The sequence below is a fragment of the Nodosilinea sp. LEGE 07088 genome (assembly GCF_015207395.1).
Classification (GTDB): Bacteria; Cyanobacteriota; Cyanobacteriia; order Phormidesmidales; family Phormidesmidaceae; genus Nodosilinea.
The window spans coordinates 1-24,780 of sequence record NZ_JADEWX010000001.1; the positions used below are offsets into that span (position 1 = coordinate 1).

The 24,780-nt window shown below is 52.0% G+C and carries 28 protein-coding genes and 1 pseudogene; 14 read left to right on the top strand and 15 right to left on the bottom strand.

Translation table 11 applies throughout. The features are described 5' to 3' along the window. Window positions 1–21 precede the first annotated feature (21 nt). Complete coding sequence (locus IQ254_RS33360) at window positions 22–102, bottom strand: hypothetical protein (protein WP_193963270.1); 81 nt, start codon at window positions 100–102, stop codon at window positions 22–24. A 15-nt stretch (window positions 103–117) separates the two neighbouring features. Between IQ254_RS33360 and IQ254_RS00010 the strand changes: the two genes are divergently transcribed. After that, window positions 118–423: a biopolymer transporter ExbD gene (locus IQ254_RS00010; RefSeq protein ID WP_228039862.1), complete on the top strand. Its 306-nt coding sequence runs from the start codon at window positions 118–120 to the stop codon at window positions 421–423. Window positions 424–586: 163 nt separating this feature from the next. Further along, window positions 587–1,696, top strand: a complete 1,110-nt coding sequence (locus IQ254_RS00015; RefSeq protein ID WP_193963023.1) for an iron ABC transporter permease — start codon at window positions 587–589, stop codon at window positions 1,694–1,696. 14 nt (window positions 1,697–1,710) lie between these two features. On the opposite strand, the gene IQ254_RS00020 is transcribed toward IQ254_RS00015, so the two are convergent. Beyond that, on the bottom strand, window positions 1,711–2,310 hold the full coding sequence (locus IQ254_RS00020; protein ID WP_193963025.1) for a Uma2 family endonuclease: 600 nt from the start codon (window positions 2,308–2,310) through the stop codon (window positions 1,711–1,713). Between the two features lie 168 nt (window positions 2,311–2,478). Beyond that, complete coding sequence (locus IQ254_RS00025) at window positions 2,479–2,850, bottom strand: hypothetical protein (RefSeq protein WP_193963027.1); 372 nt, start codon at window positions 2,848–2,850, stop codon at window positions 2,479–2,481. 1,104 nt (window positions 2,851–3,954) lie between these two features. On the opposite strand from IQ254_RS00025, the gene IQ254_RS00030 reads away from it, so the two are divergent. The 3 genes from IQ254_RS00030 (at window position 3,955) to IQ254_RS00040 (ending at window position 4,887) form a co-directional block, all read left to right on the top strand. Beyond that, window positions 3,955–4,242: a hypothetical protein gene (locus IQ254_RS00030; protein WP_228039817.1), complete on the top strand. Its 288-nt coding sequence runs from the start codon at window positions 3,955–3,957 to the stop codon at window positions 4,240–4,242. Between the two features lie 89 nt (window positions 4,243–4,331). Then, window positions 4,332–4,559 (top strand): toxin-antitoxin system, antitoxin component, Xre family protein, encoded by a 228-nt coding sequence (locus IQ254_RS00035; RefSeq protein ID WP_193963029.1) that lies wholly within the window; start codon window positions 4,332–4,334, stop codon window positions 4,557–4,559. Further along, window positions 4,549–4,887, top strand: coding sequence for a type II toxin-antitoxin system PemK/MazF family toxin (locus tag IQ254_RS00040; protein WP_228039819.1), 339 nt, complete (start codon window positions 4,549–4,551; stop codon window positions 4,885–4,887). The genes IQ254_RS00035 and IQ254_RS00040 overlap by 11 nt, the downstream gene beginning before the upstream one ends. Here the strand turns inward: IQ254_RS00040 and IQ254_RS00045 are convergent. Continuing rightward, window positions 4,876–5,286 carry a hypothetical protein gene (locus tag IQ254_RS00045; protein WP_193963039.1) on the bottom strand — a complete coding sequence of 137 codons (411 nt, stop codon included), beginning with the start codon at window positions 5,284–5,286 and terminating at the stop codon, window positions 4,876–4,878. The genes IQ254_RS00040 and IQ254_RS00045 overlap by 12 nt on opposite strands. Window positions 5,287–5,468: 182 nt before the next feature. Between IQ254_RS00045 and IQ254_RS00050 the strand changes: the two genes are divergently transcribed. From IQ254_RS00050 to IQ254_RS00070, 5 genes are all read left to right on the top strand, one after another. Next, complete coding sequence (locus IQ254_RS00050) at window positions 5,469–6,197, top strand: DUF6884 domain-containing protein (RefSeq protein WP_193963041.1); 729 nt, start codon at window positions 5,469–5,471, stop codon at window positions 6,195–6,197. Continuing rightward, window positions 6,194–7,690 (top strand): DNA double-strand break repair nuclease NurA, encoded by a 1,497-nt coding sequence (locus IQ254_RS00055; protein WP_193963042.1) that lies wholly within the window; start codon window positions 6,194–6,196, stop codon window positions 7,688–7,690. The genes IQ254_RS00050 and IQ254_RS00055 overlap by 4 nt, the downstream gene beginning before the upstream one ends. 15 nt (window positions 7,691–7,705) lie before the next feature. After that, complete coding sequence (locus IQ254_RS00060; RefSeq protein WP_193963043.1) at window positions 7,706–9,595, top strand: ATP-binding protein; 1,890 nt, start codon at window positions 7,706–7,708, stop codon at window positions 9,593–9,595. Window positions 9,596–9,600: 5 nt separating this feature from the next. After that, the gene (locus IQ254_RS00065) at window positions 9,601–10,629 is read left to right on the top strand and encodes a hypothetical protein (RefSeq protein ID WP_193963044.1); all 1,029 of its coding nucleotides are present in this window, start codon (window positions 9,601–9,603) and stop codon (window positions 10,627–10,629) included. A 69-nt stretch (window positions 10,630–10,698) separates the two neighbouring features. After that, on the top strand, window positions 10,699–10,965 hold the full coding sequence (locus IQ254_RS00070; protein WP_193963051.1) for a type II toxin-antitoxin system ParD family antitoxin: 267 nt from the start codon (window positions 10,699–10,701) through the stop codon (window positions 10,963–10,965). Between the two features lie 232 nt (window positions 10,966–11,197). Here IQ254_RS00070 and IQ254_RS00075 read toward each other — a convergent pair whose 3' ends face one another. Then, window positions 11,198–11,803 carry a Uma2 family endonuclease gene (locus IQ254_RS00075; RefSeq protein WP_193963053.1) on the bottom strand — a complete coding sequence of 202 codons (606 nt, stop codon included), beginning with the start codon at window positions 11,801–11,803 and terminating at the stop codon, window positions 11,198–11,200. Window positions 11,804–12,004: 201 nt separating this feature from the next. Here IQ254_RS00075 and IQ254_RS00080 point away from each other — a divergent pair, with 201 nt between their 5' ends. Further along, complete coding sequence (locus IQ254_RS00080; protein WP_193963055.1) at window positions 12,005–12,256, top strand: type II toxin-antitoxin system ParD family antitoxin; 252 nt, start codon at window positions 12,005–12,007, stop codon at window positions 12,254–12,256. Between the two features lie 187 nt (window positions 12,257–12,443). On the opposite strand, the gene IQ254_RS00085 is transcribed toward IQ254_RS00080, so the two are convergent. The 5 genes and pseudogenes from IQ254_RS00085 to IQ254_RS33365 form a co-directional block, all read right to left on the bottom strand. Further along, entirely contained in the window at window positions 12,444–13,364 is a 921-nt protein-coding gene (locus IQ254_RS00085; protein WP_313887324.1) for a DUF3987 domain-containing protein, read from the bottom strand. Further along, window positions 13,361–13,756: a DUF3987 domain-containing protein gene (locus tag IQ254_RS31955; RefSeq protein ID WP_313887320.1), complete on the bottom strand. Its 396-nt coding sequence runs from the start codon at window positions 13,754–13,756 to the stop codon at window positions 13,361–13,363. The genes IQ254_RS00085 and IQ254_RS31955 overlap by 4 nt, the downstream gene beginning before the upstream one ends. A 31-nt stretch (window positions 13,757–13,787) precedes the next feature. Continuing rightward, window positions 13,788–14,900 (bottom strand): hypothetical protein, encoded by a 1,113-nt coding sequence (locus tag IQ254_RS00095; RefSeq protein WP_193963058.1) that lies wholly within the window; start codon window positions 14,898–14,900, stop codon window positions 13,788–13,790. Window positions 14,901–15,228: 328 nt separating this feature from the next. Then, on the bottom strand, window positions 15,229–15,498 hold the full coding sequence (locus IQ254_RS00100) for a hypothetical protein (RefSeq protein WP_193963059.1): 270 nt from the start codon (window positions 15,496–15,498) through the stop codon (window positions 15,229–15,231). Between the two features lie 70 nt (window positions 15,499–15,568). Continuing rightward, window positions 15,569–15,706 (bottom strand): annotated as a pseudogene (locus tag IQ254_RS33365) (transcriptional regulator); the annotation flags it as partial. A gap of 96 nt (window positions 15,707–15,802) precedes the next feature. On the opposite strand from IQ254_RS33365, the gene IQ254_RS00110 reads away from it, so the two are divergent. Further along, complete coding sequence (locus IQ254_RS00110) at window positions 15,803–16,447, top strand: LexA family transcriptional regulator (protein ID WP_193963060.1); 645 nt, start codon at window positions 15,803–15,805, stop codon at window positions 16,445–16,447. A 16-nt stretch (window positions 16,448–16,463) separates the two neighbouring features. On the opposite strand, the gene IQ254_RS00115 is transcribed toward IQ254_RS00110, so the two are convergent. Beyond that, a complete protein-coding gene (locus tag IQ254_RS00115; protein WP_228039821.1) occupies window positions 16,464–17,579 on the bottom strand; it encodes a tyrosine-type recombinase/integrase in 1,116 nt (371 codons plus the stop codon). Window positions 17,580–18,332: 753 nt separating this feature from the next. Between IQ254_RS00115 and IQ254_RS00120 the strand changes: the two genes are divergently transcribed. Together IQ254_RS00120 and IQ254_RS00125 are read left to right on the top strand one after the other, a co-directional pair. Further along, a complete protein-coding gene (locus IQ254_RS00120; RefSeq protein ID WP_228039823.1) occupies window positions 18,333–18,641 on the top strand; it encodes a hypothetical protein in 309 nt (102 codons plus the stop codon). 15 nt (window positions 18,642–18,656) lie between these two features. After that, window positions 18,657–19,202: a hypothetical protein gene (locus IQ254_RS00125; RefSeq protein ID WP_193963063.1), complete on the top strand. Its 546-nt coding sequence runs from the start codon at window positions 18,657–18,659 to the stop codon at window positions 19,200–19,202. A 429-nt stretch (window positions 19,203–19,631) separates the two neighbouring features. Here the strand turns inward: IQ254_RS00125 and IQ254_RS00130 are convergent, their stop codons facing one another. From IQ254_RS00130 to IQ254_RS00145, 4 genes are all read right to left on the bottom strand, one after another. Beyond that, complete coding sequence (locus tag IQ254_RS00130; protein ID WP_193963065.1) at window positions 19,632–21,395, bottom strand: penicillin-binding protein 2; 1,764 nt, start codon at window positions 21,393–21,395, stop codon at window positions 19,632–19,634. A 54-nt stretch (window positions 21,396–21,449) separates the two neighbouring features. Then, the gene (locus IQ254_RS00135) at window positions 21,450–22,661 is read right to left on the bottom strand and encodes a M23 family metallopeptidase (protein ID WP_193963067.1); all 1,212 of its coding nucleotides are present in this window, start codon (window positions 22,659–22,661) and stop codon (window positions 21,450–21,452) included. Window positions 22,662–22,739: 78 nt separating this feature from the next. Next, window positions 22,740–23,843, bottom strand: a complete 1,104-nt coding sequence (locus IQ254_RS00140) for a tetratricopeptide repeat protein (protein ID WP_193963069.1) — start codon at window positions 23,841–23,843, stop codon at window positions 22,740–22,742. 16 nt (window positions 23,844–23,859) lie between these two features. Then, window positions 23,860–24,780: a vitamin K epoxide reductase family protein gene (locus IQ254_RS00145; protein ID WP_193963071.1), complete on the bottom strand. Its 921-nt coding sequence runs from the start codon at window positions 24,778–24,780 to the stop codon at window positions 23,860–23,862.

A 24,780-nucleotide genomic window follows, 5' to 3' on the forward strand; every position in this document is an offset into this window, starting at 1 on the left:
AACCCCCACCCCCCTAACCGCTCACCGCTCACCGCCCACCAAACACTCCCTAAACGACTCCTCCAACCGCATCTCTTCCAAATTCCGCCCGATAAATACCAGCTCATTATCTCCAGCCTGTTTCTCACCCGATCAGAGTCGCTGCCTGTGAATCTGCCAAAGGCGACCACCGCTGAGCTGCAAAAGCGAACCCGGATTACGGTCTCGGTAGACGAGTCGGGGGAGATTGCCCTGAACCGAGAGGCGATCGCCTTAGAAAGCCTGCAAGCGGACGTGCGTGACCTGATGGGAGAAACCCAGGAGTCAGTGATTGTGATCAACGCTGATGAAGCGGTTAGCCATGGTCGTGTAGTTGCCGTAATGGATGAGTTGAGGGAAATAGAGGGTGCAACGCTGGGGATGGCGACCGACCGGGGTGAATAGGGAAGATGGGTTAATAGGGTGCATAGGCAGCCAAAGTTTGTACCTTTGGCAATCAACTTTGCTTCGCATTGAACCCTGCTTTTTAAGAAATGCGCTCCCGCCAAGATCAGCTAGGCGAATCTGTACAACCAGAAATCCAGAAAATGCTACAGGACTTGAGCTGATGGTGACGTTGAGAAAACCACCCGTACAGATTGTGCAGCCTGCACGATCGCCCTACCGAACGTCCCTCGCTCTGGGTCTGCTGCTCCTGGGGCTGGCCCTGGTGGTGAGCCTCTCGCTTACCCAAGGGTCGGTAGCGATGACGGGGCCAGAGCTATGGGCGGCACTGCTGCGCCAGGGCAGTGCCACCCACCAGGTGATCCTGTGGGCTCTGCGGCTGCCCCGGCTGGTGGCGGCGATGCTGGTGGGCGCATCCCTGGGTGTCTCCGGGGCGCTTTTGCAGGGTATATTACGCAACGGGTTGGCCAGTCCCTTTTTGCTGGGAATATCCTCGGGGGCAGGGCTGGTGGTGGTGCTGATGGTGACTCTGGGCCTATGGCAGGTGTGGGTGCCGTTGGGGGCCTGGCTGGGGGCGATCGCCACCACGGCTTTGGTCTACCTGCTGGCCTACAGTCGGGGCGGGCTTTCCGTTGAGCGATTAATCCTAGGCGGGGTCGCGTTTAGCTCGTTCTTTGGGGCCATCCAGTCGCTGATGCTGCTGATGGCGCGGGACGGGCGCATTCAGGCGGCGCTGAACTGGCTAATTGGCAGTTTTAACGGGCGCGGCTGGGCAGAGGTGCGACTGGTGGGGCCTGCGATGGTGGTGGCTCTGGTGGCTGGGTGCCTGCTGGCTCGGCAGGTGAACTTGCTGAATTTGGGGGATGAGCTGGCGGTGGGGTGCTTCGAGAGTTCGGAGCTGGCGCATCTGGATTATGCGCTGGTCAGCACCACCTATGCAGCCCAGGGCAAGTCGGCGGAGCGGGTGATTGGGGCGCTAGATCGCCATGTGGCGCGGGAGAGCTTTTATGTGGCTGTGAGCCGGGTGAAACGGGAGCTGCGGCTATATGCCTCGGAAGATCTGGAACGGTTGATTGAGCGGGTGGAGCGATCGCAGGCGAAGGAAAACCCTGGGAATGTTGTGGGTATTGGTAGTGGCAGACCTCAGCCCCCTGATTTGCCACTACCGACCAATTTGGACGATTTAGTTGCTATGGCGAGTCAACAGGCAAACCTGACTCACACAAATCATGGTAATAGTTCTGACAGGCGAGGTAGAGGCTTTGAACGATAGGGGATTAGCCAAATCTATTGGTCAGCCTCAAAAATCTGGCTTGCTTTCAGAGTCAGATCTGGAAACTCGACTGAGGCAATGGCCCTCTGCAACCCAAATACTCCAACCTCTTGATAGGTCTCACCGGCTAGCGACAGCACCATGACGGTTTGTGCTGCGGGGTCAACTAGCCAGTACTCCGGCACTCCAATGGCTGCGTACTGAGCCCGTTTGGAGACATAATCGCGGTCTCGATTGGTTTTGCCAGAACTGACAATCTCAACCACCAACCGAGGGGGTGGCATATTGTGGGTGATCGTTAACCGCCTCTGAGTTAGTTCCAGATGCTCGGGGCGGAGAATGACCAGGTCGGGGTAGCGGTTGGCCGCATCGTTCGGTTGCAAGACCGGCACTTGCAGTTCTAACGCGTGGATTTTGATTAACCGCAGGGAAGCGACGTTGGCCGCGACCAGTAGAAATTGCAGGTAATTAGCCAGCCAATTATTCGGTTCTGACTCGGGTGGCAATTCGACTAACTCCCCATGCACTAATTCAAAACGCCCCTCTAGCGGCGTCTCATCACTGTAGGCAAGATACTCTTCAAAGGAAGCGAGCTTTACCTTAGCCTGGGTCATAGCCTTTTCCCCGCAGACGTTGTTCTCATCCTAGCGTGCTGCATGGTTTTACCTAATCCCTGGCCTGCCCTGTCTATCCGACTCAGGAATGCTTGCACGCTTTAGCGTCATGAAAGAAGGCCCGTAAGCGGTGCTCACGAGCCTTGAGAATTGAGTTTTGAGAATGGCTTACGAAGCGTTGGCTTTGGGGGTGCGGCGGCGGCGCTTGTATTCAGACTTTTTCTTGTAGCCAACGGCCTGGGCCTCGTCGCTGTTGGGGCCATACTGGCCGCGCACGGTTTCTTTCATGGCCATCACCATGTCGTGAAATTCGACTTCGGCCAGGCGGGCCGCATCGGAGGCGGCTTTGATGGCGGCTAAGAGTTCAGTCTCTTGTTGCTGTTTGGCCCGCATGGCTTCGTACCCAGCTTTGAGGGCTTCGGGGGTGGCTTCACTGCGGACGGGGATATAGTTTTTGATGAAGTTCATGCCGTGGAAGGAGTCAATATCGGCCTCGATGGTTTTGGCAGGAACGCGACGGGAAAAATCAACGGTGTTCATGATCGATACGCCCTGAATAGGGGTGGATAAGTGGGTTAAGTTGAGTTGTGTGCAACGCAGCCGCAGATCTGGGGCGATGACCTAAAGAGCGGGTTGAATTGCGGCAAAACCGAGACGACGGCAGGGGTTGGCGTCTGTGTGTCTCGCCTAAGGGCAGATTGCCCAGTAGAAAGGGCTTGAACTCGGGAGATTTAGCAAGATTGTGACCCGAGATGAAGGATTTTGATGAAGAAAAGATGAATCGGGCAGGGCGGGGAAAGTGATGTTGCAGACGAACGGTGGATGGGTGCGCTGCATCATTGAGTTTGCTGAGGGATCAGGGTGTTTTAGATTGATGGCAGAATCATTTGCGACCCAAATACAAGACTCTGCTCTATGAAAACAACGTTTCGCATTGATGGCGGAATCATTTTCGGGTTGGGAGGAAAGGTTCGCTGGGGCAGCGGAATCATTCGCGGGTTTGGAAGAAAGATTCGTGCCCGTGAAGGAAAGGTTTGCAGGGGTGGAGGAATGATCTGTAGTGCTGGAGGAAGCCTACGCGAGGTCGAAGGGATGATCTGACTGGGTGGAGGAACCTTTTGGGTGGGTGAAGGAAAGGTTTGAGCGGGCTGAAGCTGCTACCAAGAGAACCGAAGAACCTTTCAGCGGGTGAAATAAAGGTTTCACGGGAGCGAAGGAAGGGATCGCAGGGACTGATGAAGGGTTTGGGGTAACGGATGAACTTGAGCCGTGACGCAAGTAAGGGTATGAGGCCAGAAACCGGGTTTCTTGGAGGTGTACAAGGATAAATGCAACCAGGCAAAGAAACCCGGTTTCTAAGCTCAAGGTTTCTGGCAGACGGTAACAATTCTTACTTGCGTCCGGTGCGCGGTTGGACTAAATTACTGAGCTAAGACTGTGTGCGTGCAGTCTGAGCGTCCCAAAAATTTGGTCAAGCGCCACTGGAAGGTGCTGGTAACACCAACCAGTGGCTAACCCCGTCGACAGAGCGAGCTGTCTCGGAGGCTAAGGTGATTTTACCTGGCCGCCCTGAACTGCACTACGTCTGGGGCGGCCAAGTTTTTGGGTTTCTTCCCCGTCGTTTCATCGGAAAGGAACCCGATTATGTTGTGTTTTACCCGTCCAGATCCCTGGGTTCTTCAAGAACCCAGGGATCTAAATTCGCTGTACCTAGCAGCCCCCAGCCCCCAGCCGGGGCGGGAGCGATTGCGTCATTTGGTGATTGGCTCGCCGGAAGGGGTGCGGGCAACCATTAACCTGCTGCATGTGTTGACCTATGCAGAGCAGGCGACCTGGAGCCAGTTGATTACGATCCCGCCGTCTGGGATTTTGATTACGCCGGAGCAGGGGGAGGTGTTTAGCTATCTGCTGCGGCATAGGCAGCTAGGTTAGCGATGAATTCGGCCCCTGGATTCTGTGCGAACCCAGGGGCCTTTGCGACAAAGCCTCTCGTGCCACAATTGAGGGAGGAGGTCGTAGCTATGACACTGCAAGAGTTAATTCAAGAAGCCCAGCACCTAAGTTGGCAAGAGCAGTTTCACTTAGCAGCCCGTTTACTGCAATGGGCTGAGGTAAAAATGTCGGCTCACGAGGATATCGGGCACCCCTATTCCGATCAGTCGTTGGTTGCAATGGCAGCTAAGGCGGCAGAAGCATCGTTTGCTGAGGTATGGGATAACCCTGAGGATGCCGCCTACGATGACCTATGAGTTTGGCAAGATCGTATTGGTGCCGTTTCCGTTTACCAACCAAAACGCGCTAAAAAAGCGACCCGCAGCGGTAATCAGCTCTCAAGATTACAATGTAGCTCGGCCCGATTTGATTCTTATGGCCGTGACCAGCCAGGTAAAGACTCCGCTTCTGTTTGGCGAGATTATGATCGCTGACTGGCAGACGGCAGGTTTGCTGAAAGCTTCGGTGATAAAACCTGTCATTACAACGATTCAGAAGGATTTAGTCATTCAGAAGCTTGGCAGGCTTGCTTTGCCAGATTGTCAGTCTCTTGAAAGCCTGTTAGCTATCTTGCTAAAGCAATAGCGTTGAGCAGGCGGCATTGAAGGGCTGCGCGTGGGATGAAAACTGTTGGTTGAGGCTGATTAGGTCAAGGTTTCGGAGCTTAGCTAGCGCTATGAGGGCTTCGAGACGCTCGACACGGTGTTGCTCTAGGCGATCTTCGTAATGCAGCAGCTCTTGATGCTCGGCGTCGGTTAGTTCGCCCCACTCGCATTTGTCGCGCAGGTCATCAAGGTGGGTTTGCTCTGGGGCAGGTAGCTGCCATTGAATGGTGGCTAACAACGGGGCCTCGGCTGGGCTGGCTGGGGTTCGGGGGGCAGGTTCGGCCAGTACCTCCAGCAGTTGCACTACTGCGGCCAGCTTGTCTTGCGGAAGCTGGTCGAGGAGGGCGATCGCCCGCTGTCGAATATCGAGGGGAGGCATGGCGAAGGCATGAGCAATGTTTAGGTGTATGTTAGCAAGGCCAAGGAATCGCCCCCACCCTAGTCAACACAATACTTACTCTACTGCTGGATATTCTGCTTTGAGCTGATCCTACGTGCCTCTAAGCTTCTTTGTTGCACTAGCATTACGGTGGTGATGGGTTAACGAGGTTGGTGAGCTAGTTGTCAAAGCTACTTCTACTGAGCTGCTCTCAAAGCAAGCGGACTGATACTGAGGAACTGCCTGCAATCGAGCGTTATGATGGCCCCACGTTTCGGGTGCTTCGCCGGTACTTTAAGCAGGACACAGCCAAGCCTGTCGATGTGGTTGTGCTTTCTGCACAATATGGGCTGATTTCTGCCGATTTTCCACTTCCTTACTACGATTGCCGAATGACACGAGAGAAGGCTCGAGCGTTGCGACAAAGTGTTCTTGCTGAGTTGGAGCGGCTTCTTGGTAGAAAAAATTACACAAATCTTTTGATTTGCTTAGGAAAAGATTATCTTGTGCCAGTCTATGGGTACGAGGCTATCATTCCGTCGGAAATGGAAGTTCAAATCGCTGCTGGTGGCATTGGTCGGAAACTTTCTATTTTGCATGACTGGCTCTATGAAGATTTCCCTAAGGTTCGGAAAGATGAGATTAGAACAGTGCCAAAAGATACAGCTAAGATTCGGGGTGTAGAGGTTTGTCTGACGCCTGCACAAATTCTTGATGTTGCTAGACAAGGAATTAGTATTGAGAGCGGCAGAGCAAGTTGTTATCAAACTTGGTATGTCTCAGTGGATGAGCAGCGGGTGGCTCTAAAGTGGCTGGTTAGCGAGATTGCTGGTTTACCAGTGAATGCATTTGCTACTAGTGAGGCACGTCGTGTCTTAGCTCAGTTAGGAGTTGAAGCAAAAAGAGTATGAGCCAAAATAATGGGCAAAATCGCCGATTTACAGAGGAAGGCGTACGCGAAGAGATTCAGCGACAACCTCATATATTCACAAAGTTAGCTGAAAATGCACTGACTGTAGCTGAGAGCCTACGAGATAACTACTTTAAAAACACTGCTAAGTTTGTTGCAAATTTACGCCAAGCAGTCAACCAATATGAGACGGGAAAACGACCTGAACCAATTTTAGAAGTTAAATCGGTTGGTGACATTGAATGGTCAGAAGTTCAAGGCGAAGTCGTTACATTTATTGATGGAGGTCTTGGGCAAGTACAAATATCAAGTCAAATCCCTATCCTCCTGCGGGTCGGCTCATACTGTGTCAAAACTGGAGAGCGTAATATTTCTGAGCGTGAGCAGTTTGGATATTACCCAGTTATTTTAGGTGACATTGAGGGAGGAAGCAAAGAACGGAAAGACTTTCCAGATATTGTTAGGATAACTGCTGAATTGCTTGGGGGACTTTCAGCATTAGAAAGAACTCCAAATCTAGGGCTTCTAATGTTTCATGGCCCCCTAGTTTATTTAATGAATGCTTATGCTGGTCATACACCCTTTACGGAGAAAGACATCGATCTTTTCTTGAGCCACTATGCGCAGGATGGTGATTTAGCTCAGCGAGTTAAAGACGAGTTTTTAGAAGAAGCCAAAATTGAAATTTATCCTAAGATTGCTCCTGAACGTGCAGATGAATGGACAGATCGGAAGCTTTTTGAACCGTTATCGTGGATCTCATTCCTGTATCGTCGTCTAGTAAAAGAAGCACAAAAACGTGATCCTGTGCCTATTATAGTTGGCGTCGTTGAGCGTGGTCAGCTAAGAGAATTCAGTGAAAAAATCTTATTAGAAAGGGTCTTTAAAGGTCTTCGCAAAAACAACAAAGAAAATTATTTTAATGAAATATATGGACGTACAGATCTTAAGTCGCCGAAAGCTTTGTTGGATAGATTGGCTTATACAGACGGCTTATTGCTTTCAATGCTATTATCACCTGGCCAATGTTCAGAGCCTTGGCATATTAATAAGTATGGAGGATTAGGTAAAGGGAAAATCACTTTGCCTGGCGAGTCTTTTGTAAGCGATGCCGACTGGGGATGTTTAAGGCCATCTAGCCCTATATCATTCCCGAAGGTTTTAGGTTGTTATGTCAATGTTTCCGAAACAACTGAGCCAGTTAGAGTTGAAGTGTTTAGCGAGCTTGGTTCCAAACAGCTTGAAGAAGCAGCAAGGCGAACCTATTTGTACGCACGTTTACTACCTGGCTATGGCTTTCCAGTAGGTTTAGATATCGTCGATAAATATGCTCATATTCCAAACTGGATGACTGATGCCTACAGCAAGATTATTAGATATCAGCTAGGTGTTAGTCTTCAACGTGGAGAAATTAATGATGCTGAAATGCGTCGAATATTAGTACAAGCAATTTATATGACCAAGCGCGATTGGCTATTTCGACCACAGGCTTAAAAGGAGTTTTTAAAGATGGTAGCTTCCGAACAAAGACAACAGCCAAAGCAGAATCAAGAAGAGGCGTCAATAATTAATCGATATGTAGGAACTTTAGTTGGTGAAAGTACTAGCCGTGAGTTTCGATTAGCTGTAGCGCATGAAGAAATTCGTGAACAAGATATCATTGGTGTTGATGCTGAACTGCGTCAGCCAGGAAATCAATCTTCAACTGAAAAGATTCGTATTTGGGCAAAAGTGCAGCGTATTGAACGTTTGAATCCCCTCTTCCCCTCAGAAGCAGGACATGAACTGGCTGCAACTCGTACAAACCCTTTTGATACTGTACTTTCGCTAAGTCGAGAGATGGTTACTGCTGTTTGCCAGGTGCTTGGGGTTGAACCTCTTGATGGAAGTGGAGGAGGAAAGTTAGATCAACTTCGCTATCCACCTCAACCAGCTTCTAGTGCTTATCGTCCTGATTCTTCAGATATTGCGCGCGTTGTCGTAGGCGAGTTACAAGAAAGGAAAAACCGAGCATTAGACGTAGCTTGGCTTGCTAATCGTCGCGAAGTTGATGTAAATGTTGATGGACATGCAATTGTTAGTCGTCATCTTGCGATTTTAGCAATGACTGGAGCCGGTAAAAGCTGGGCTTCTAGGCGTGTTATTGAAGAACTGGCAGCTAAAAATTATCCAATAGTTATTTTTGATCCACATGGAGACTATACGGGTTTGGCGGATCTGCCTGAGTTAAACGGACGAGTAGATAGATACTATGCTAGGCTCCCAATCTTTGAACAATCTCCCGAAACAGTTATTACTATAATTGAATCTCTAGGCTGGAAACTAGCAAACACACATATTAGTAAGTTTGATGACCTGTTCAAAAGTGCTTTTAGATTTATATCGGGGCAGGATTCAGGTAAGTCTCGTCGAAATTTAGAGTGGCTCAGTGAATATCTTGGCCATAGTCAATTGCTAGAGTACAGGGCGGAACCCAACCTATATTTCTTTGCGGATTTTGTCCAGGCGGTGGTTAAAGCTGCAAGGGAAAGGGCCGAAAGGCAATCAGAAGAGGCGAAAAGGCAAAGATCAGCAAGAGGAAAAAGTAAGAGTGTAGAGAATCAAGATGGAGATGATCATCTTGATCAACAAGAGGATGCACTTGACAAGATAATTGAATTGAGTGGCTATGAAGATCTTCAGAGTATCGACAAAAAGACAGCAGGCAATTTAGAAGGTTTACCCAATAACCTACGAGTTGCTGCAAAACGCATTAGACAGATGGAGGATATCAGCAAAAGGATCTCGAAAGCTACATCTCCTCTTCCAAATGAAAGATCTAAACTTGTGCAGTATGGCAAAATTAGCATAGTTGCACTGTCTGGATACACTAGCGATTTTCAAGCTACGATATATAGTTTAATTGCCAGTGATATATTCAGCGATCGTGTTCAAAACAATCTTAAACTTCCTGTCCTTCTTGTATTGGAAGAAGCTCATAATTTTATTCCAGGCCGTGCTAATACAAACGCAGAGCAGAACTCAATTGCAACTACCAAGCAGATTGCTCAAGAAGGGCGGAAATTTGGTGTTGGGTTACTTCTAATCAGTCAACGTCCTTCTCGACTTGATGAAACTACTCTTGCAATGTGTAATTCATTTGTCATCATGCGCATGGTTAACCCAGCCGATCAGAACTTTGTACGAAAGGTGATTGAGAGTTTAGGCGAAGATGAAGCAAAATTATTGCCTGATTTAGATAAAGGAGAAGCAATTTTATCGGGTCAACTAATCAATTTTCCAGTTTTAGTGAAAATGAAGCCTCCAAAATCACAGGGGGAGCGTGAGGAAAAGGACGCTTTTGTGGCTCTTGAAGAAGCTTATCGTGATAATATTTCCACCAGTGATTCGAGGAAATAAAATATTTGGAAATAGTTGCTGGGATAACCCTAAAAGCTCTCAGGCCTTGTGCTTGGGATCCTCAGGCTGATTATTATATGCCTGGACTACAGGCAATTATGGTTTCTTATGCTGATTTTCATAAAATGCCTAGCCGCAGACAAAAAGCCATGGAGCATGGCTTACATGATTATTTAGGTGTACCAAGTCATATCAAAATCTATCTAGATAATGGAGCTTTCTATTTCATTACTCACGGCGGCACAACACCGACAGAAGAATATACTGAGTTTGTGGAAATTGCGAAACCAGATTGGTTTCCAATTCCGCAAGACTTTATTCCTACCCCTAAAATGACGCTTGAAGAACAACAAGAGTGTCTAAAGCTCACTATGAGCATGAATCGCTCATATAGCGAAGGAAATTATGTACCTGTACTGCATGTTAGTTCAGTCTTGGAAGAGTATACAGATCTTTTCAAATCACATCAATTTCTTGTTGAGAAAGATTCTATTGCATTAGGTGGCATTGTTCCAAACCTACTTAAAGCCTCTAAGGCAATGCATCCCCATAAGATTCTTGAAAGCCTTATTCATGTGCGGCAAGAATTTAAAGATAAAAAGCTGCATGTTTTTGGCATAGGAGGAACATCTACTCTCCATGTTGCAGCGCTACTTGGTATTAACTCAGTAGATTCTAGCGGTTGGCGTAATCGAGCAGCGCGAGGCATAGTACAGCTACCCGGTACCGGAGACCGTATGGTGGCAGAGTTAGGCAGTTGGCGCGGTCGCAAACCTGATGATAAGGAATGGGAAGCCCTAGCTGAGTGTCAATGCCCGGCTTGCAAACAATATGGAGTTGAAGGGCTAAAAGCTAATCTAGTCCATGGATTCCGCAATCGTGCAACCCATAATCTCTGGGTTCTTCTTGAAGAAGCTCGTTTAATTCAAGAGCATCTTCTTGCGGGTGACTATAAAGATTGGTATCCAAATCATCTAGACAACACAATTTATCGTCCACTAATCCAGAAAATTATCGAGCTAGAAAAGTTGTAAATTGTAATTATGACCAAACTTTAAAGGCTAAGATTAGAGATTAAGAGTTGTTGCTTTGCAAAAACCACGATGGAAATTGTCCTTCCCCCTGAACTAGAACAACTCATCCAACGCCAACTCGCCGCTGGCAAATACCAATCTGCCCTAGACGTCATCACAGCAGGCATCCACCTGCTCGACCAGCAAGACAACATCTATCAAGGGCGACTCCCCGAACTCCAGCAAGATGCCCAGGTCGGCTGGGAAGCAGCCCAGCGCGGCGACCTCGCTGAAGGCCCCACCGCCATGGCCCAGATTCGAGAAAACCTGCGGTCTCGCCACGCCTCCGCCGAATAATGGCCCCTCAGTTTTAGCTAACCCAGCCAGGCATTCAAGACATCGAGGCCATTGCAGACTACATCGCCCGTCAAACTAGGCTCCACCAAGCCGAGCGCTTTCTCTCAAAGCCCGATTCAACGAAGTTATACCAAATCCGAGTCATACAACCCCGATTCGAAACCGATACCTCGTAGGGAGCATTGCAGTGCAATGCCCCTACAAACCGGGGGTATACAGATAGGATTTGGTGTTATACCTCCTCAGCTGCCAAAATCTGCTCCACCGTCAACTCCAACTCCGGAAACGTCAGACACGGCACCTTCTCTCCTTCTACATATTCCGCCTTCCGATAACTCCCATCCTCCAGCGTCAGTACAATCACCTTCTTCCCCTTCCCCCGCAGGCAATACTTCGCCGGAATCTGCCCCCGGTAGTCTACAATCCAGTATTCCGGTACCTGCAGCGCTTCATACTCCTCCTGCTTCTCCACAAGATCTGTACTCCAGTTTCCCGAGGCGATCTCCACAATCATCCGGGGAATGGTACGAATACCTGGTTGCCGATCCTCCCGACGTGTTGCAGGGCGGTCAATCACCGCAATATCGGGTCGGCGTCCTCTCACGGTGTCGATCATCAACGCATTGCGCTTTCGCACGGAGTATCTCAGCGCCCTACGCCGATACTGGAGTTCAAACATAAACGAGAGGAACTCTAAAATCTCCTCATGCCAATCATCCGGCTCGGGCATGAGCACTAGCCTCCCATCGACCAGTTCAAATTCATTCAGTTCATTGCCATCCTCAACGTCAATGAACGCTTCAAACGTCAGGTCTCGCGTGACAGTCGGGATCATCATGGCACTTTTGATCAGTCCGTGGTGGCGTCAGCCTGAACACCTGGGCGCATAAAGATGCATCAATATGCTGCCATTCTACTTCACACCCCCTTAGCTCATGATGCATTGATGCCTATTGGGGGAGCTACTTCACGATGATCTTCGGAAGCAAGCCTCAGCTCTAAAATCAAAGACAACAATGGTTGTGTTCCTTAGCTCTCCATGAAAATCGTCCTCGCCCCTGAACTAGAGCAACTCATCCAACGCCAGCTTGCATCTGGCAAATACCAATCTGCCCTGGAGGTCATCACAGCAGGCATCCACCTGCTCGACCAGCAAGACGACATCTATCAAGGGCGACTCCCCGAACTCCAGCAAGATGCCCAAATCGGCTGGGAAGCAGTCCAGCGCGGCGACCTCGTCGAAGGCCCCACTGCCATGGCCCAGATTCGAGAAAATCTGCGGTCTCGCTAGCCCTTCTCTAAGCCGCGATATTTTGGCCTTACCTTCTTCTATCGGTAGACACGGTAGACGCCCGGTAGACAGGGTGTCTACCGGACAAAAGCCTTTATCTATAAGCCCTTCAGCCATTTCGGTAGACGGTAGACACTTTCCTAGCAATTCCCCATTGGCAAACCCTGTCTACTTGTCTACCGTTTCGCTATAACCCTTGCCCATCAAACCTTTCAGCGGTAGACACCCCGTCTACCGTTTCTTCAAATCTGTCTACCGCGTCTACCGTTGCCCGCCACCGCAGCCGATTCCCCATCCCCTGAGTTTCCCCATATCCCATCGCCTCCAGCTCCAGAAAATGAGCGCGAATCACCTCCACCCCCGCCTTCCGTAAACTGCGCTCATAGTTCCGCACATCCTTTGCCCGCAGCCAGCCCCGCACCCGCGACAGCTGTATCAGCTTTGTATAGACCGGCTCCAGCGCCCCATCCACCGTATTCCCGTCCGCATAGAGCAGCTTCACCTGGCCAATGAACCAACGCCCCAGCTTAATTGCCGCCTGCATCTGGCCTGCATCCACCGCATGGGTCGGCAAACGCCCCTCCACCGCTGCATTCAGGCAGTGAAGAATCAGCGCCAGACGCCCCGTGTAGCCCTGCATCTTGGAATACACCGCCTGCAAGCCGAGGTGCGTCTCCGTCACCCGCAGCTGATCCAACTGGTCATACCAATCCGCAAATAGCACCTTGGCCTCAGGGTTGAGTCGGTAGCACTGGGCCGTCAACCCCTCCAGCTGCTGGTAGAGGCCATAGAGCCGCTCCGATACGTCATGGCGCACCGTCCGTCGGGGAAACGGCGCAGGCTTCAGCGGCAGCAAACACCACAAGAACCGTGCCCATTGGCCACTGGCATCCGAGCAATCCCCCATCATCTCCCGCAGAATATCCGGCTGAATTGTCCCCGTCAGGCTCAGGCTGGTGCGCGGCAGGCTAATGCGCAGGCCGCTAGCTCGATCCACCTTCAGCCCCGAGCCATCGAAGGCCGTCAGCAGCGACTCCTTGTCATTGCCTCGGCCATTGCAGTACTGGTTCTGCCCCTTGAACAAACCCGCCAGCTCATCCGGCGTCACCAAAATGCCCCGCTCTGGCTGCTGGGACTGAATGCGGGCGTTCGCGAAGCGTGTTCTGAAAGAACAATCGCCTCCCGCGTCGCATCCGAGGTGTGATACTCCCGTGGCATCGGCTTCCTGGGGCGAATGCCTCTATCCTCGACCCTGGTCTGCTCCCAATCCCGCAGGTCAACCTCATACTCCGAGGCGGCATACTCATACTCCTGATCCGCCTCCGCCTGGAGCAGCGAGAGCGGCCCCAAAATCTGCCGCTGAATCGGGCTTTTCTTGCTGCCCGAGGGGGCCACCAATCCCGTGAACACAATCGGCGGCACCGAGAACCCCATCCCAGCATCAATCTCTAGCTCCGTACCCACCCGCAGCAAAGACGCCGCCACCGGCAGCAGCGTCACCAACATCGCCGCTGGAGTAGCCCCAATCCAGTCAGCGATCTGTTCTAGGGGTTCCGCCAGGTCGGCATGGAGATACTCCCCCAGACACAGCTGGTAATCGCCAATTTTGAGTAGCTGATGAATCTCGGCTCGGCGTTGGCGTAGCCTCTCCGATAGGAGAATCGTCCCGCTCCTCGGTTTGCTCCAATTCTGCCTGCACCAGGGTGACCAGGTTACCGATATCCCTGGCTGATAGCCCCGTCTCCTGGTGCCATTGAACCACCTGCGCCGCCAGTGCCAGTTCGGTGGGGCTGGTGCCCAGGTAGGTGCGAATCTGGTCTTGCAGGGCCTGCACCGTCAGTCGCTCGGGGCCTTGAGTAGAGCTGACCTCCAACTGCCGCCGGTCTTGCACCACCGCTCGAATCTGCTCCGCTGTGGCCCCATCGTGAATCCAGTCCACCACATCCAGCCCGCCATGCTTCGGCAGGTTTTGCCAGCGCAGGCTGTTAGGGTAGGGGTAGCACCACTGGGCCGAGGGGAAGTCCTGGGCTATTTCTTCCATATGAGCAATGCCGACCTGATCGCGATCTGGGCACAGCACCAGCTGGGCCGACTGCAAGTCCTGACGGTAATCGCCATAGCTGCGGTACTTCTTGGAGCCACCCAGAGTAGTGGTCGCGGGAATGCCAATGTTCCACAGGGCATCAGCGCAGCCTTCCCCCTCCACCATCCAGATGGGTTGACTGATGGCGATCGCATTCTGGACATCCCGGTAGCGGTAGATCGGCACCTGGGCTCTGATCTCAGGGGTCAGCCCTTTGACCCACTGCTGCCCGTTCCAGTGGTACTGCACAAAAAACTTCGCACCATTGCCCCGATCTACCCGAGTCACCTTTACCAAGGGCTGCCCCGCCCGGCTGGGATAGAAGTAGTCCTGCCGCTGCTGGGGCCGAACCGGCTTCTCGGGTGAGGCTGTAGCTGCAAAGTATTGCCCCCACATGCCATCGGCTGTTGCGCCTCGATAGACGTAGCCATCTACCGCCCCATCCTGGTCTACGTGGGTGTGGCAGAACACTACCTCCTCATTCCAGCGGCAGTCCTGGTCTTTGGTGCGTCCACAGATTGGACAGGGGCGCGATCGCCCCGAGTAAATGTACTGTGCCATGGTTAGCTCCTGAGGTTAGGAGCCAGGCCATCACAATCAACCGGCTACTGTTAACCGTTAGCTATGCCCAGAGTAGACATTTTCGATGTTTTTGCTATAGTTGAAGACACCACTTCTAGCAGCAGATTAATGCCCTGGGCGGTTCGGCGAAAACCACATCAGGATGTTGATTGGCCTGGCTTAGAAAACAAACGAAAAGATTCAGCACCCTTGCCAGTCAATGGCTGGGGTGTTTTTTCATAGGTTTTGAGACTAAGGTTTCAAGCGAGATTCTTAATCACAGACTTGATTAAGCCTTGAAGCCCTATAGCTGGTTCAACATCTCTTTTTATTGATGTCCAGATCGTTTAGGAATCCTGCGCTGGTTGCTTAACAAACTAGCCTGGTAGATCTCAATGGCCCGTTGGTGAGCCGCTGGGTCGTGGCGGTTGTGGAGCCAGTCCTTGATCAGTTCTAGGTTGTAGCGGATGCAACGGCTATTCACTCGAACCCAATGAACGCCCTCGATCAACAGCCCCTGCACCCGATAGCGCCTTAAGGTTGTACCGCTGAGCTTCGGCGACTGGGTAGCTTCCTGTTTGCTGACAAATTGAACCATGGGTCATCCTTCCTCGCTTATACCGTTGAGGCCAAATCTCATGGGGTGGCAGGCCAAGCTTGCCCGCCACGACCTGCTCGATTCGGCGCGATCGCTGTCGAGTCAAGGCATGGGAGACTGCCGAGGTGCCAATATTCAGTTCTTTTGCGATGCTGGTTAAAGTCCAGCCCTGCTTGCGTAGAGCTGCTTTAATGTCTTCTACATGCATAGAATTGTCTTAGCTCCATCAATATATCGATGAAGTTAGCAACAAATAACTTGCATGTCAAGTGTTATAATTTGCATCTGCGATTAATGTAACTCTATGACTAATCCATTACCTGACGAGGCGCAGGCGGATGCCACAGAAGTTGATCAGTTTCCAGTCCGTTTGAAACAGGCGGTTGGAGACAAGAGTATACGGGGCTTTGCTAGAGATTGTGGCTTTTCTGACACCGTGCTCCGCCAATATCTCAATGGCCAAAGCGAACCCACAAGACCGGCACTGCTCGCTATAGCACGCACAGCCAAGGTCAGCGTTGAGTGGCTGGCAACCGGTCAACTTATTGCGGGGGCCAAAGACTCATCCAAAGCGTCAGCCGAAGATTACGTTTATAAGGATCCGCTGGCCTTTGAGACGGGCTGGCTCCGAGCAGAGTTCCCCAACGCCTTTGAAAATTTGCTGCTCACCCAAGTGGTCGATGAAAGCATGGAACCGACCCTTCAGCAGGGAGATTTAGCGCTGGTGGACACCAATGATCGTGACTTAGAAACCGTGAGTCACGGCATCTACCTGATCAAACTCGATAATCGGCTGCTCATCAAGCGCTTGCAGTATATAGCCGATGACACGCTCAGGGTGCTCAGTGATCACCCTGCCTATGAAGCCTTCTCAATTCAGCTATCTGAGACATCCAGCGGCCTCAACCTCATGGGGAAAGTGGTCTGGTTCGGGCGCAACCTATCCTAAGACCTACGCTTGGTGCTTATATTTCTGGTAAGCGAGGGCGGCTGTTGACGTTACCTGCATAATTTCGGTAAAGCGTCTGCACATCGTGTCCTGTTAACTGAGCTACTTCCACCGGATTCATACCTTTATCTAGGGCATGAGAAATCAAGGCATGTCGGGTATTGTAAGGTCTTTGGTAATCAATACCTAACTTAGTTAAAATTTTCTGCCAGCCTCGTTGGGCAAAGTTTTTTGCATCGATAGGAGCTCCTTTTGGCCCCTTAAAAACCAAATCATTAGGATCACTATCAGCTCGTCTCAATCCCTGAAGCATTTTCTGCAACTTAGGTGTCAGGGTGATATACCGCGATCGATTCGTTTTCGTAGCTTTCTGCTTGCCTTTGACTAAAGCCTCACCAATCCAAATGGTTGAGCAATCCTCAGAGATATGTTTCCAGCGTAGGCCCACGATCTCTCCAGTGTGGCAACCACTGCCAAAGCGAAACTCCACAAAATTGACGTAGTGGCGATAATAACGATTAGCTTTAAACGCCTCAACGATTGATTTGATTTCTGCCTCGGTGAAAGGCTTAGGCATTTGTTTTGGCGGAACCTTAATTCTTAAAGGCATATCTACCCAAGGATTAGACTCAACTAAAGCCTGCTCAATCCCCCACTCCCAGCACGCCTTCAAAAGGCCCAGGCGCTCTCGAATGACAACCTTGGATAAATCTTGAGAGTCATACCAGCTGGTGAATTTTTCGGCCTCGGCTACGCTGACTTCAGCAACCGAACGAGTCTTAAAGAATTCCTCCAAATAATTCAGTAGTCCACGATATTTATCCAGGGTGGCCGAAACGACCGTCTTTGATTTGTGCTGGATGAATTTGTTGAATAGGCCGGTGACAGTCAGCTGACTGCGGTTAGGAAGCTGCAATTTATAGGCTCGAAGCGTTGGATCGAAATGCCCTGACATCATGTCGAGTTCGATTTGAGACGCCTTGGCCTCGGCCACTCTCCGATTCGTGACGGTGTCAGGGAGCCCGATAAACAGAAAATAGCGTTCCCCTTTGTAACGCCAGCCCAGACGCAACCGATCTCGGTCACTTGTCACTGAGACGGTGCCCTTCTTCGCTCTAGCAGCATTGGCCATGGTGAAAGCCCTACAGAGAATGGCTCGAATGGATCGAGAAATCTTTCGATCCAATTTCGATCCAAATTCTAACCAAAATGGCCAAAAGTGGCATAACAGCGTCTAGCCCCAGGAACTCAGCAAGGCTCTGAATCACTTTGTTGATGGGCGATACAACCCTTGACCTATATAGGTTTGAGAGAATGGAGAATAGGAGATTCGAACTCCTGACCTCTGCGGTGCGATGGTAGGTATCTGAACTCTATAAGCTATGCCATTGAATGGTTGCAGTCTTTACAAAAAAGTCCTCGATCCATTTTCGATCCAAAATTACTCAATGCTAGCCAGAAACTCACCGCTGGAAGGCAGATCTTGAGGTAAATGCTCTTGCTTTATTGGATCCATAGTTTGCATTGGATGCGGTCTTTTCAGCTTGGTTTCCCCACCGAGATGAGTCATGGGGGAGAGGTTATCTCGCTCTCCGCTGATTGAGCTAGGGACAGGCATTGCTGAGCTTTAGGGCATTCCGATGTGATGCCCATGAACCGTCCTATTCGATTAACGAAACCCCCAAACGAAATCGTCACGGCGACAATCGGCTTGTTAACTCAGGAACAGGTCGGGCAAATCGATGACATCTGGGAGGGCATTCTACGGGAGACACAGCAGCCTGACGCCAGTTGGGACTGAGCCTATAAGTTACGTCTGGCTGTCAATGATGATCGCTATGAGGCCTACGGCATCGAGTTTGAGGCGCTACTTCAAGGCGTCATCTTGCTCGAAACGCAATGGCACCGTTCCTGGTTGCCGCAACGGTTTCCTCTGGTCTATGTCGAATACTTAGCCTCTGCGCCGTGGAATCGCCGATTACTCGAAAATCCTCCTTATCTGATTGGAGTCGGACGGGCGCTCTTACTCTTTACCCGTCAGCGCAGTGTGGAGTTGGGTTACGGTGGTCGCGTCGGTCTACATGCGCTACCGGGCGCGGAAGCCTTCTATCGACGTTACGATATGCCGGACTACGGCTCCGACCCGGACAAAGACGGATTGGTATACTTCGAGTACGCTGCATTAACGCTTTAACTCATCCAATCGCTTATGAATGATGCAATCCTGGCTGAGCAACTGAGAAAAACGGGCAACCTGATGGACTTACTCAATGACGAGACTTGGGTTCGGGAAGCAGATGCCGATCACGCCAATGAGGAAGGGATGGTTGAGTCTGGACTGGGGCTACAGCCTTATGTGGACTTACTCAAAAATGCTTCGCCAGAAGCTCTGCAGCGACAGCGGTGGTATGTGCGAGTGCTATCCATCTTGTTACCAGAGCTGAAAGGGTGGTTAGAGTCGTGGCAGCTCGGGCGGAGTCTAGAGGCTGTCTACATGGAGGCGCAAAAATGCTTATACGATCATCTGAGGCATCTCACCTCTGAACAAACGGCCTGGGTTGAGGCGCTGTTGGCAGAGGGAGAGCAGGCGTTACCCAACGAACAGAAGGTGATTCGGGCTGAAGCGATCGCTATGCTCGCTCAGATGTTCACTACAGAAGACTGGCAGGCGATCGCGAATGTTGCCTCTCAAACAATGGCGAAAGACATTCTACAGATGGGGCCAAAAGCAGCGGTTCCCACTCTCACTACCTAAACCTAATCCATTCAACATGGTTGAGAACGTCTTGGTACTTTTATATCCTAGGTAAATGGAGTAAGGTGCGAATCTGCTTCGTCTCAAACGAAGTTCAGAAAATCTTCTAACCCTCTCTGCATCTCGATTATAGCGATTCTCAATAAACCGTCCTACCAACTACCTGCCAAACAAGACCTCACATACTCGCGTGAGCTCGGCTACCGTGTCCCTGAGGGGTATTCAAATTCGCCTTTCTGTGGCAGGTTCTATTCTCGTACCAAAATTATTGCTAGACAAAGTGAGCTTCAGTCAGTTTGACTCCAGATCAAGACAAAGAGTCCAGCGGCGTAGCGTACAGCGCCAGATTTCTTAGTACCGAGAACAGGGATACTCAGAAGCCTCTGGAAAAGTAGATGCACCAGCATGGTCGAGGCACTGACCTGGTCATCACTGCATCTCGATAGAGCGACTCGGAGATACTCCCTGGAGCACCAACAGCGACTCCATCACCCGTTTAACCAACGGAGCTGCTACTGTTGAACCGTAGGCGTTCTCGCCAGTGGGCTCATCAATGACCGCTAATACCACATAGCGGGGAGCTTCTACGGGCGCGATGCCGACGAAGCTAGTGATACGGGCAGAACTATAACCCGTTGAGTTGTTAACTTTTTGGGCTGTGCCCGTTTTGCCAGCAACCCGGTATCCCTCAATTTGGGCAGGCTTACCGGTTCCCTCAGCGACCACCGCCTCCATCATGGCAAGCACCTGTTGGGTGGTTTGGGGAGAAAAGACGGCTTTAGGATCAGCGTGTTTGGTCTGCCACAAATAGGTACCGTTTTTTGCCACCATACCCTCGACAATGTGAGGCGTTACCAGGTTGCCACCATTGGCTAAGGTGGCCAGCAGTTGCAGCATTTTTACCGGTGTCAGCGCAAACCCTTGACCAAATGAAGTAGTGGCCGTTTCGACCTGACTGTTGATGAATTTGGCTCGGGGTTTCATTTGCCCAGAGGCTTCCGATGGCAAGTCGATTTCTGTAGGCTGCCCTAGGGTCAGGCGTTCTAGCCAGTTGAAATAGTTGGAGACGGCCATTTTTTGCATGATCTGCACCATGCCTACATTGCTGGAATATTTGAGGATATCGGTAATTGAAATGGGGCCTCGGGCACCGACCTCGCTGTAGTCGCTGTTTTTGATCAACCACTTACCAAACTGTATGCGCCCGCTGTCATTAATTACGTCATCAGGGGAAATTACTTGATCTTCTAGGGCGATCGCAACATTGATCGGCTTAAAGGTCGAGCCGGGTTCGTAGGTATCGCTCACTGGCCAAGTACGAAAGGCGCTGATGTCGGCTTCGTAGTAGCGATTGGGGTCATAGGTGGGCACGCTGGCCAGGGTTAAGATTTCTCCAGTAGGGGCGTCCATCACCATGACAGTGCCTCGCTGGGCGTCATAGGCCTGGACCACCGCCTCTAGTTCTTGCTGGGCAATTCGCTGCAGGCGACTGTCAAGGGTCAGGCGCAGGCTTGCGTTCGGGGATGCCCCACCCGCTAACGACGGCACTGCTGGATCGACCGATGGGGGCGCAGCGATCGCGAGTTGTTCGGCGTAGGCCATCTCTAACCCGGCCTGGGGTTTCCCATCGAGATTGATGAACCCTACGATTGGGGCAAAGAGTTCCTGCTGGGGGTAAAACCGCTGTTGCTGAGGCACCAACTCTAAGCCGTCAATGCGTAACGTCCGAATGCGATCGCCCACCGCTTCTGACAGTTGACCCGGAAACCGAATACCAGTGGGTTGCTGGTTAAGTAGATTCAAGAGTTCATTCTGTGGCATAGCCACCACAGGGGATAGTGCCTCGGTTACCTCGGTGACAGACTGCTTAAACAGCTTGGGATGCATGTAAAGGGTATAGGCAACTTGGTCGGTAGCCAACACGCCACCAAGACGATCGACAATTGGGTAACGAGCTTGGCGAATCAGCGTCGGCAGTGTTCGCTGCTGTTCGGCTAGAGCGCTCAGGGTCTTCCCTTGCAGCAGTTGTAAGTAGACTAGCCGCCCGCCAATCCCGACTAAGGCCAGCATCAACAGCAGCCAGACGACAACGACCCGCCGCCAGGTCACCACCTGGATTTTGACGGCCAACAGTTGACGTTGCTGAGCTAGTCTCTGGTTGCGCCGAGCAGAAGCACGAGGAGGGGTGGCCATCGCTGCAAAGGGGAGAAAGGGCTTTTGGACATGACAGATGCTGTAGCTAAAGCACTAACTAGCGTTTGGCTGGGCCGGGCGGAAGGGATAGTTGGCGGGAGACTCTGCAGCACTGGCTCCACTAGCGAAATCTGATCCCAATGCCTGCAAGGGGTTGTTGATAACATTGAGGAGGTCAGCAATGCCATCGTCCAAGATATCTCTGGCATCTGCTGCTGCCCAGCCCTGACTGGTTAGCTGGCGGATTTCAAAATGCAGGTTGGGGCCGGTCGCCGTGCCGGTGCTGCCCACCAGACCAACAACCTCCCCCTGCTCAACCCATTCTCCGGCTTGCACAGCCAGCTTAGACAAATGGGCATAGCGAGATTCCAAATCCCCATCATCGTGGCGCAGAATTACCATTAGGCCATAGCCGCCAAGGTGATCGGCCACCGCAACCTTGCCTGAGCGGGTCGCTAATACAGGGGTGCCAGCAGGAGACCCCAAGTCGGTGCCAGAGTGAAACCGCCAGTTTTGATGAACAGGATGCATCCGCCAGCCGAACAGCGAGGTGATCGGGGCTGGAATAGATAGGGGGAAAACATATTCCTGATTGCCGCGCCGGAGGATGTTTAAGGGCCGCAGCTTTTCATTTAACTGAGCTCGGCTAACGATGGTGGTGTCGCCTAAGCTAACGCCGCGCGAGCTGATAGAAACAGGCCCCACTTGAATGCCATCGCCACTATCCGCAGGTGGGCTGGTAGAGTCGGGGGCGGTGGCTTGACAGGAAGACTGGGGAGGGGTTTGCGATCCTGCTACGGTGATTTGACAGCCCGTTGCTCGTTCTGCAAACACGAGATTAGGAGAAGCCCCTGGAGCCGCTGTCGCCCCAAGGCTGTAGTCAGTTGGGTCAATAAAGACGCTATTATACCCAGTCGGAGCAGGGGCACTAGCAGGCAATTGATTGGGTACAGTCCGTTCGGATATCTGAGCAGGTGCGCTAACGCTCGCACTGGGCAACGCTTCTACCGGACTCTGTATTGAAGCGGGGGCTGAAGATTGGGGTACGCTTTCGACTCCAGACGGACTGGCTGCGACAGGGAGCAACGCCTCTGCTGGAATGGGGGCGGGTGGGTCTATGTCGGTTGTGGCCAGGACCGGTACAACCGCCAACCCGCTGCCCAACCCACCCACAAGCAGGACGACACGCCCTAGCTCTACCAGCCGCCTAGAGTAGCTGTACCCCAAGAACGGGTTGAATTCTCTTTTGCTACTGTCAGTCGCCATGGTTAAACGTTCCGTAGTACAGCAATGTCGTTATCGGCAGAGTTTGTGGAAAGTGCAGTCTGTTTACATTGTGGCAAGCTACGACGATTGGAGTTTTTGCAGCAGCTGATCCACAATCTGGGCGTCTTCACTGTTTTCTTGCTCCAGGAGTAACGTCTTTGCCCGTTGCAGCGCCTCGATCGCCTCTGCTCGGCGGCCCCGCGCCTCTAGCGCAACGCCTAGATGGTAGTAACCAGGGGCATGATCGGGATCTAGTTCGAGCACCTCGCGATGGGCGACAATGGTCATCAGTACCTCTTGCTGCTCGAAGTAGAGATCGGCGATCGCATCGTGGGCAATCACCGAGTCGGGCTGAAGCCGGGCCGCCTGCTGATAGCTTTCTAGAGCGGCGTCTAGGTTTCCTTGTTGCCAGAGCAGGTAGCCAATCTGCATGCGAATATCGGCGTTGCGGGGCTCTTCTGCCGCTGCTGTTCTAAACGCGGTTAGCGCCGAGGCCATATCCCCTGCTTTGAGGTGGGCAATGCCCAGGTTCATCTGAATTTGGCTGGCCTGGGGGGCCAGAGCAGCGGCTCGTTCTAAAGCCGCGATCGCGGCATCGGTATTGCCCTGCTGGAGCAAAATCAGGCCGATAGATTCGGCGGCTTGTAGGTTGTTAGAGTCTTGCTGCAAAAGCTTGGTGTAGATCGCCAGAGCCTCTTCAAAGGCTGCGGTTTGAAACAGCGCCGCGCCTAGCCCCTGTCGAGCCGCCCGGTTATCGGGCTGCAATCGCAGGATTTGTCGGTAGGCGTTGCTCGCTGCCTCGTACTCGCCCATACTGCTGTGGGCATAGGCCAAGCCGAAATAAAAGGCCAGATTGTCAGACTCTAGCTCGATGGCGGATTGAAAGGCGGCGATCGCGGCTTGAAAGTTGCCCTGGCGAGACTGGAGGTAGCCAATAGCTGAGAAGATTTTGGCATTATCTCCATCCAAGCTAACCGCGTGCTGGTAGCGAGCTAGCGCTTCAACCAGATCACCAGCTTCGACCAGTTCTTCTCCTGACTCTAGCAAGTCAACGAGTTCGTCGAGCTGGGCCTGCTCGCTCAACGCTTGGTCAGCGCTATGGGCACCTACTGGGGAAGCCACTGCTAGCAGTCCTCCCATCGCCACACCGACTAGGCTGACTATTTTAGCTGTACGTCTCAAGGGGTTCTCCTTTGCGCTAAATCGAATTTTGAAAGGTGGTGGGGCCGGTATAGCCCGAGAGCTGGGCGAGTTCCTCCAGGGTTTGCGTCCCCGATAGGCGTTCACCGTTAATTTCCCAGGTGGGATAGCCGGTAATGCCAGCTTCCTGGCACTCGGGGGTTTGCTCTTGCCCCTCGGGGGTAGCGCACTCTACGTAGGGTATGACCTGGCTAGCTTCCTGGCCAAAAAGCTGCTTTTGGTCGTGGCAGTGGGGGCACCACCAGGCTCCGTAGAAAATAGCGCCTGTATCGGCCAAGTGCTGAGCCAGGGCCATTTCAGCCGGGCCAGACTGGGTGGTAATGGCAGGCCCCAGCTGGTCGCCCGAACCTTCAGCAGTGACTGGGTTATTGACATTGGCATAGACGCCTAGGGTACCTACCACCACCAGAAATGCTGTAATGCTACCGATGAAGAAGGGTTGAGATAGATCAGACCAATTTTGGCCGATGAGGGCAAGCAAAAACAGGCTGGTTGATAGCAGCGCCGACCCGACGCAGTAGAGGCAAACGGCCTTGATTTCTGCGGTGAGCAGATACATCAGGTAGCCGCTAAAGACCATCATGGCGGTGCCGCCGATTAGCAGCAGGGGTTGGGTCAGGCGAGTAAATTTCTCTCTGAGGTCTTTTTGCTCAGCCCCGTTGACCAGCAGGGGAGCGATCGCGATGACCGCCATGCCTACGTAGGCCAAAAAGCCAAACAGGGCCAGCGGCTGGCCAAATACCGTGGCATAGGGGCTAGAGAGCACGATATCACAGCCCCTAGTAGGGCAGGCCGTGGCGCTACCCGTGAGTTTATTGATCGTTAAGTAAGCGGTGACGACAGCGCCAACCGCTGCTAACCCCGCCATCAGGGGGCGGGCATAGCGATGAATCCAGGGAGTAGCTTGTTTACGCGGCAT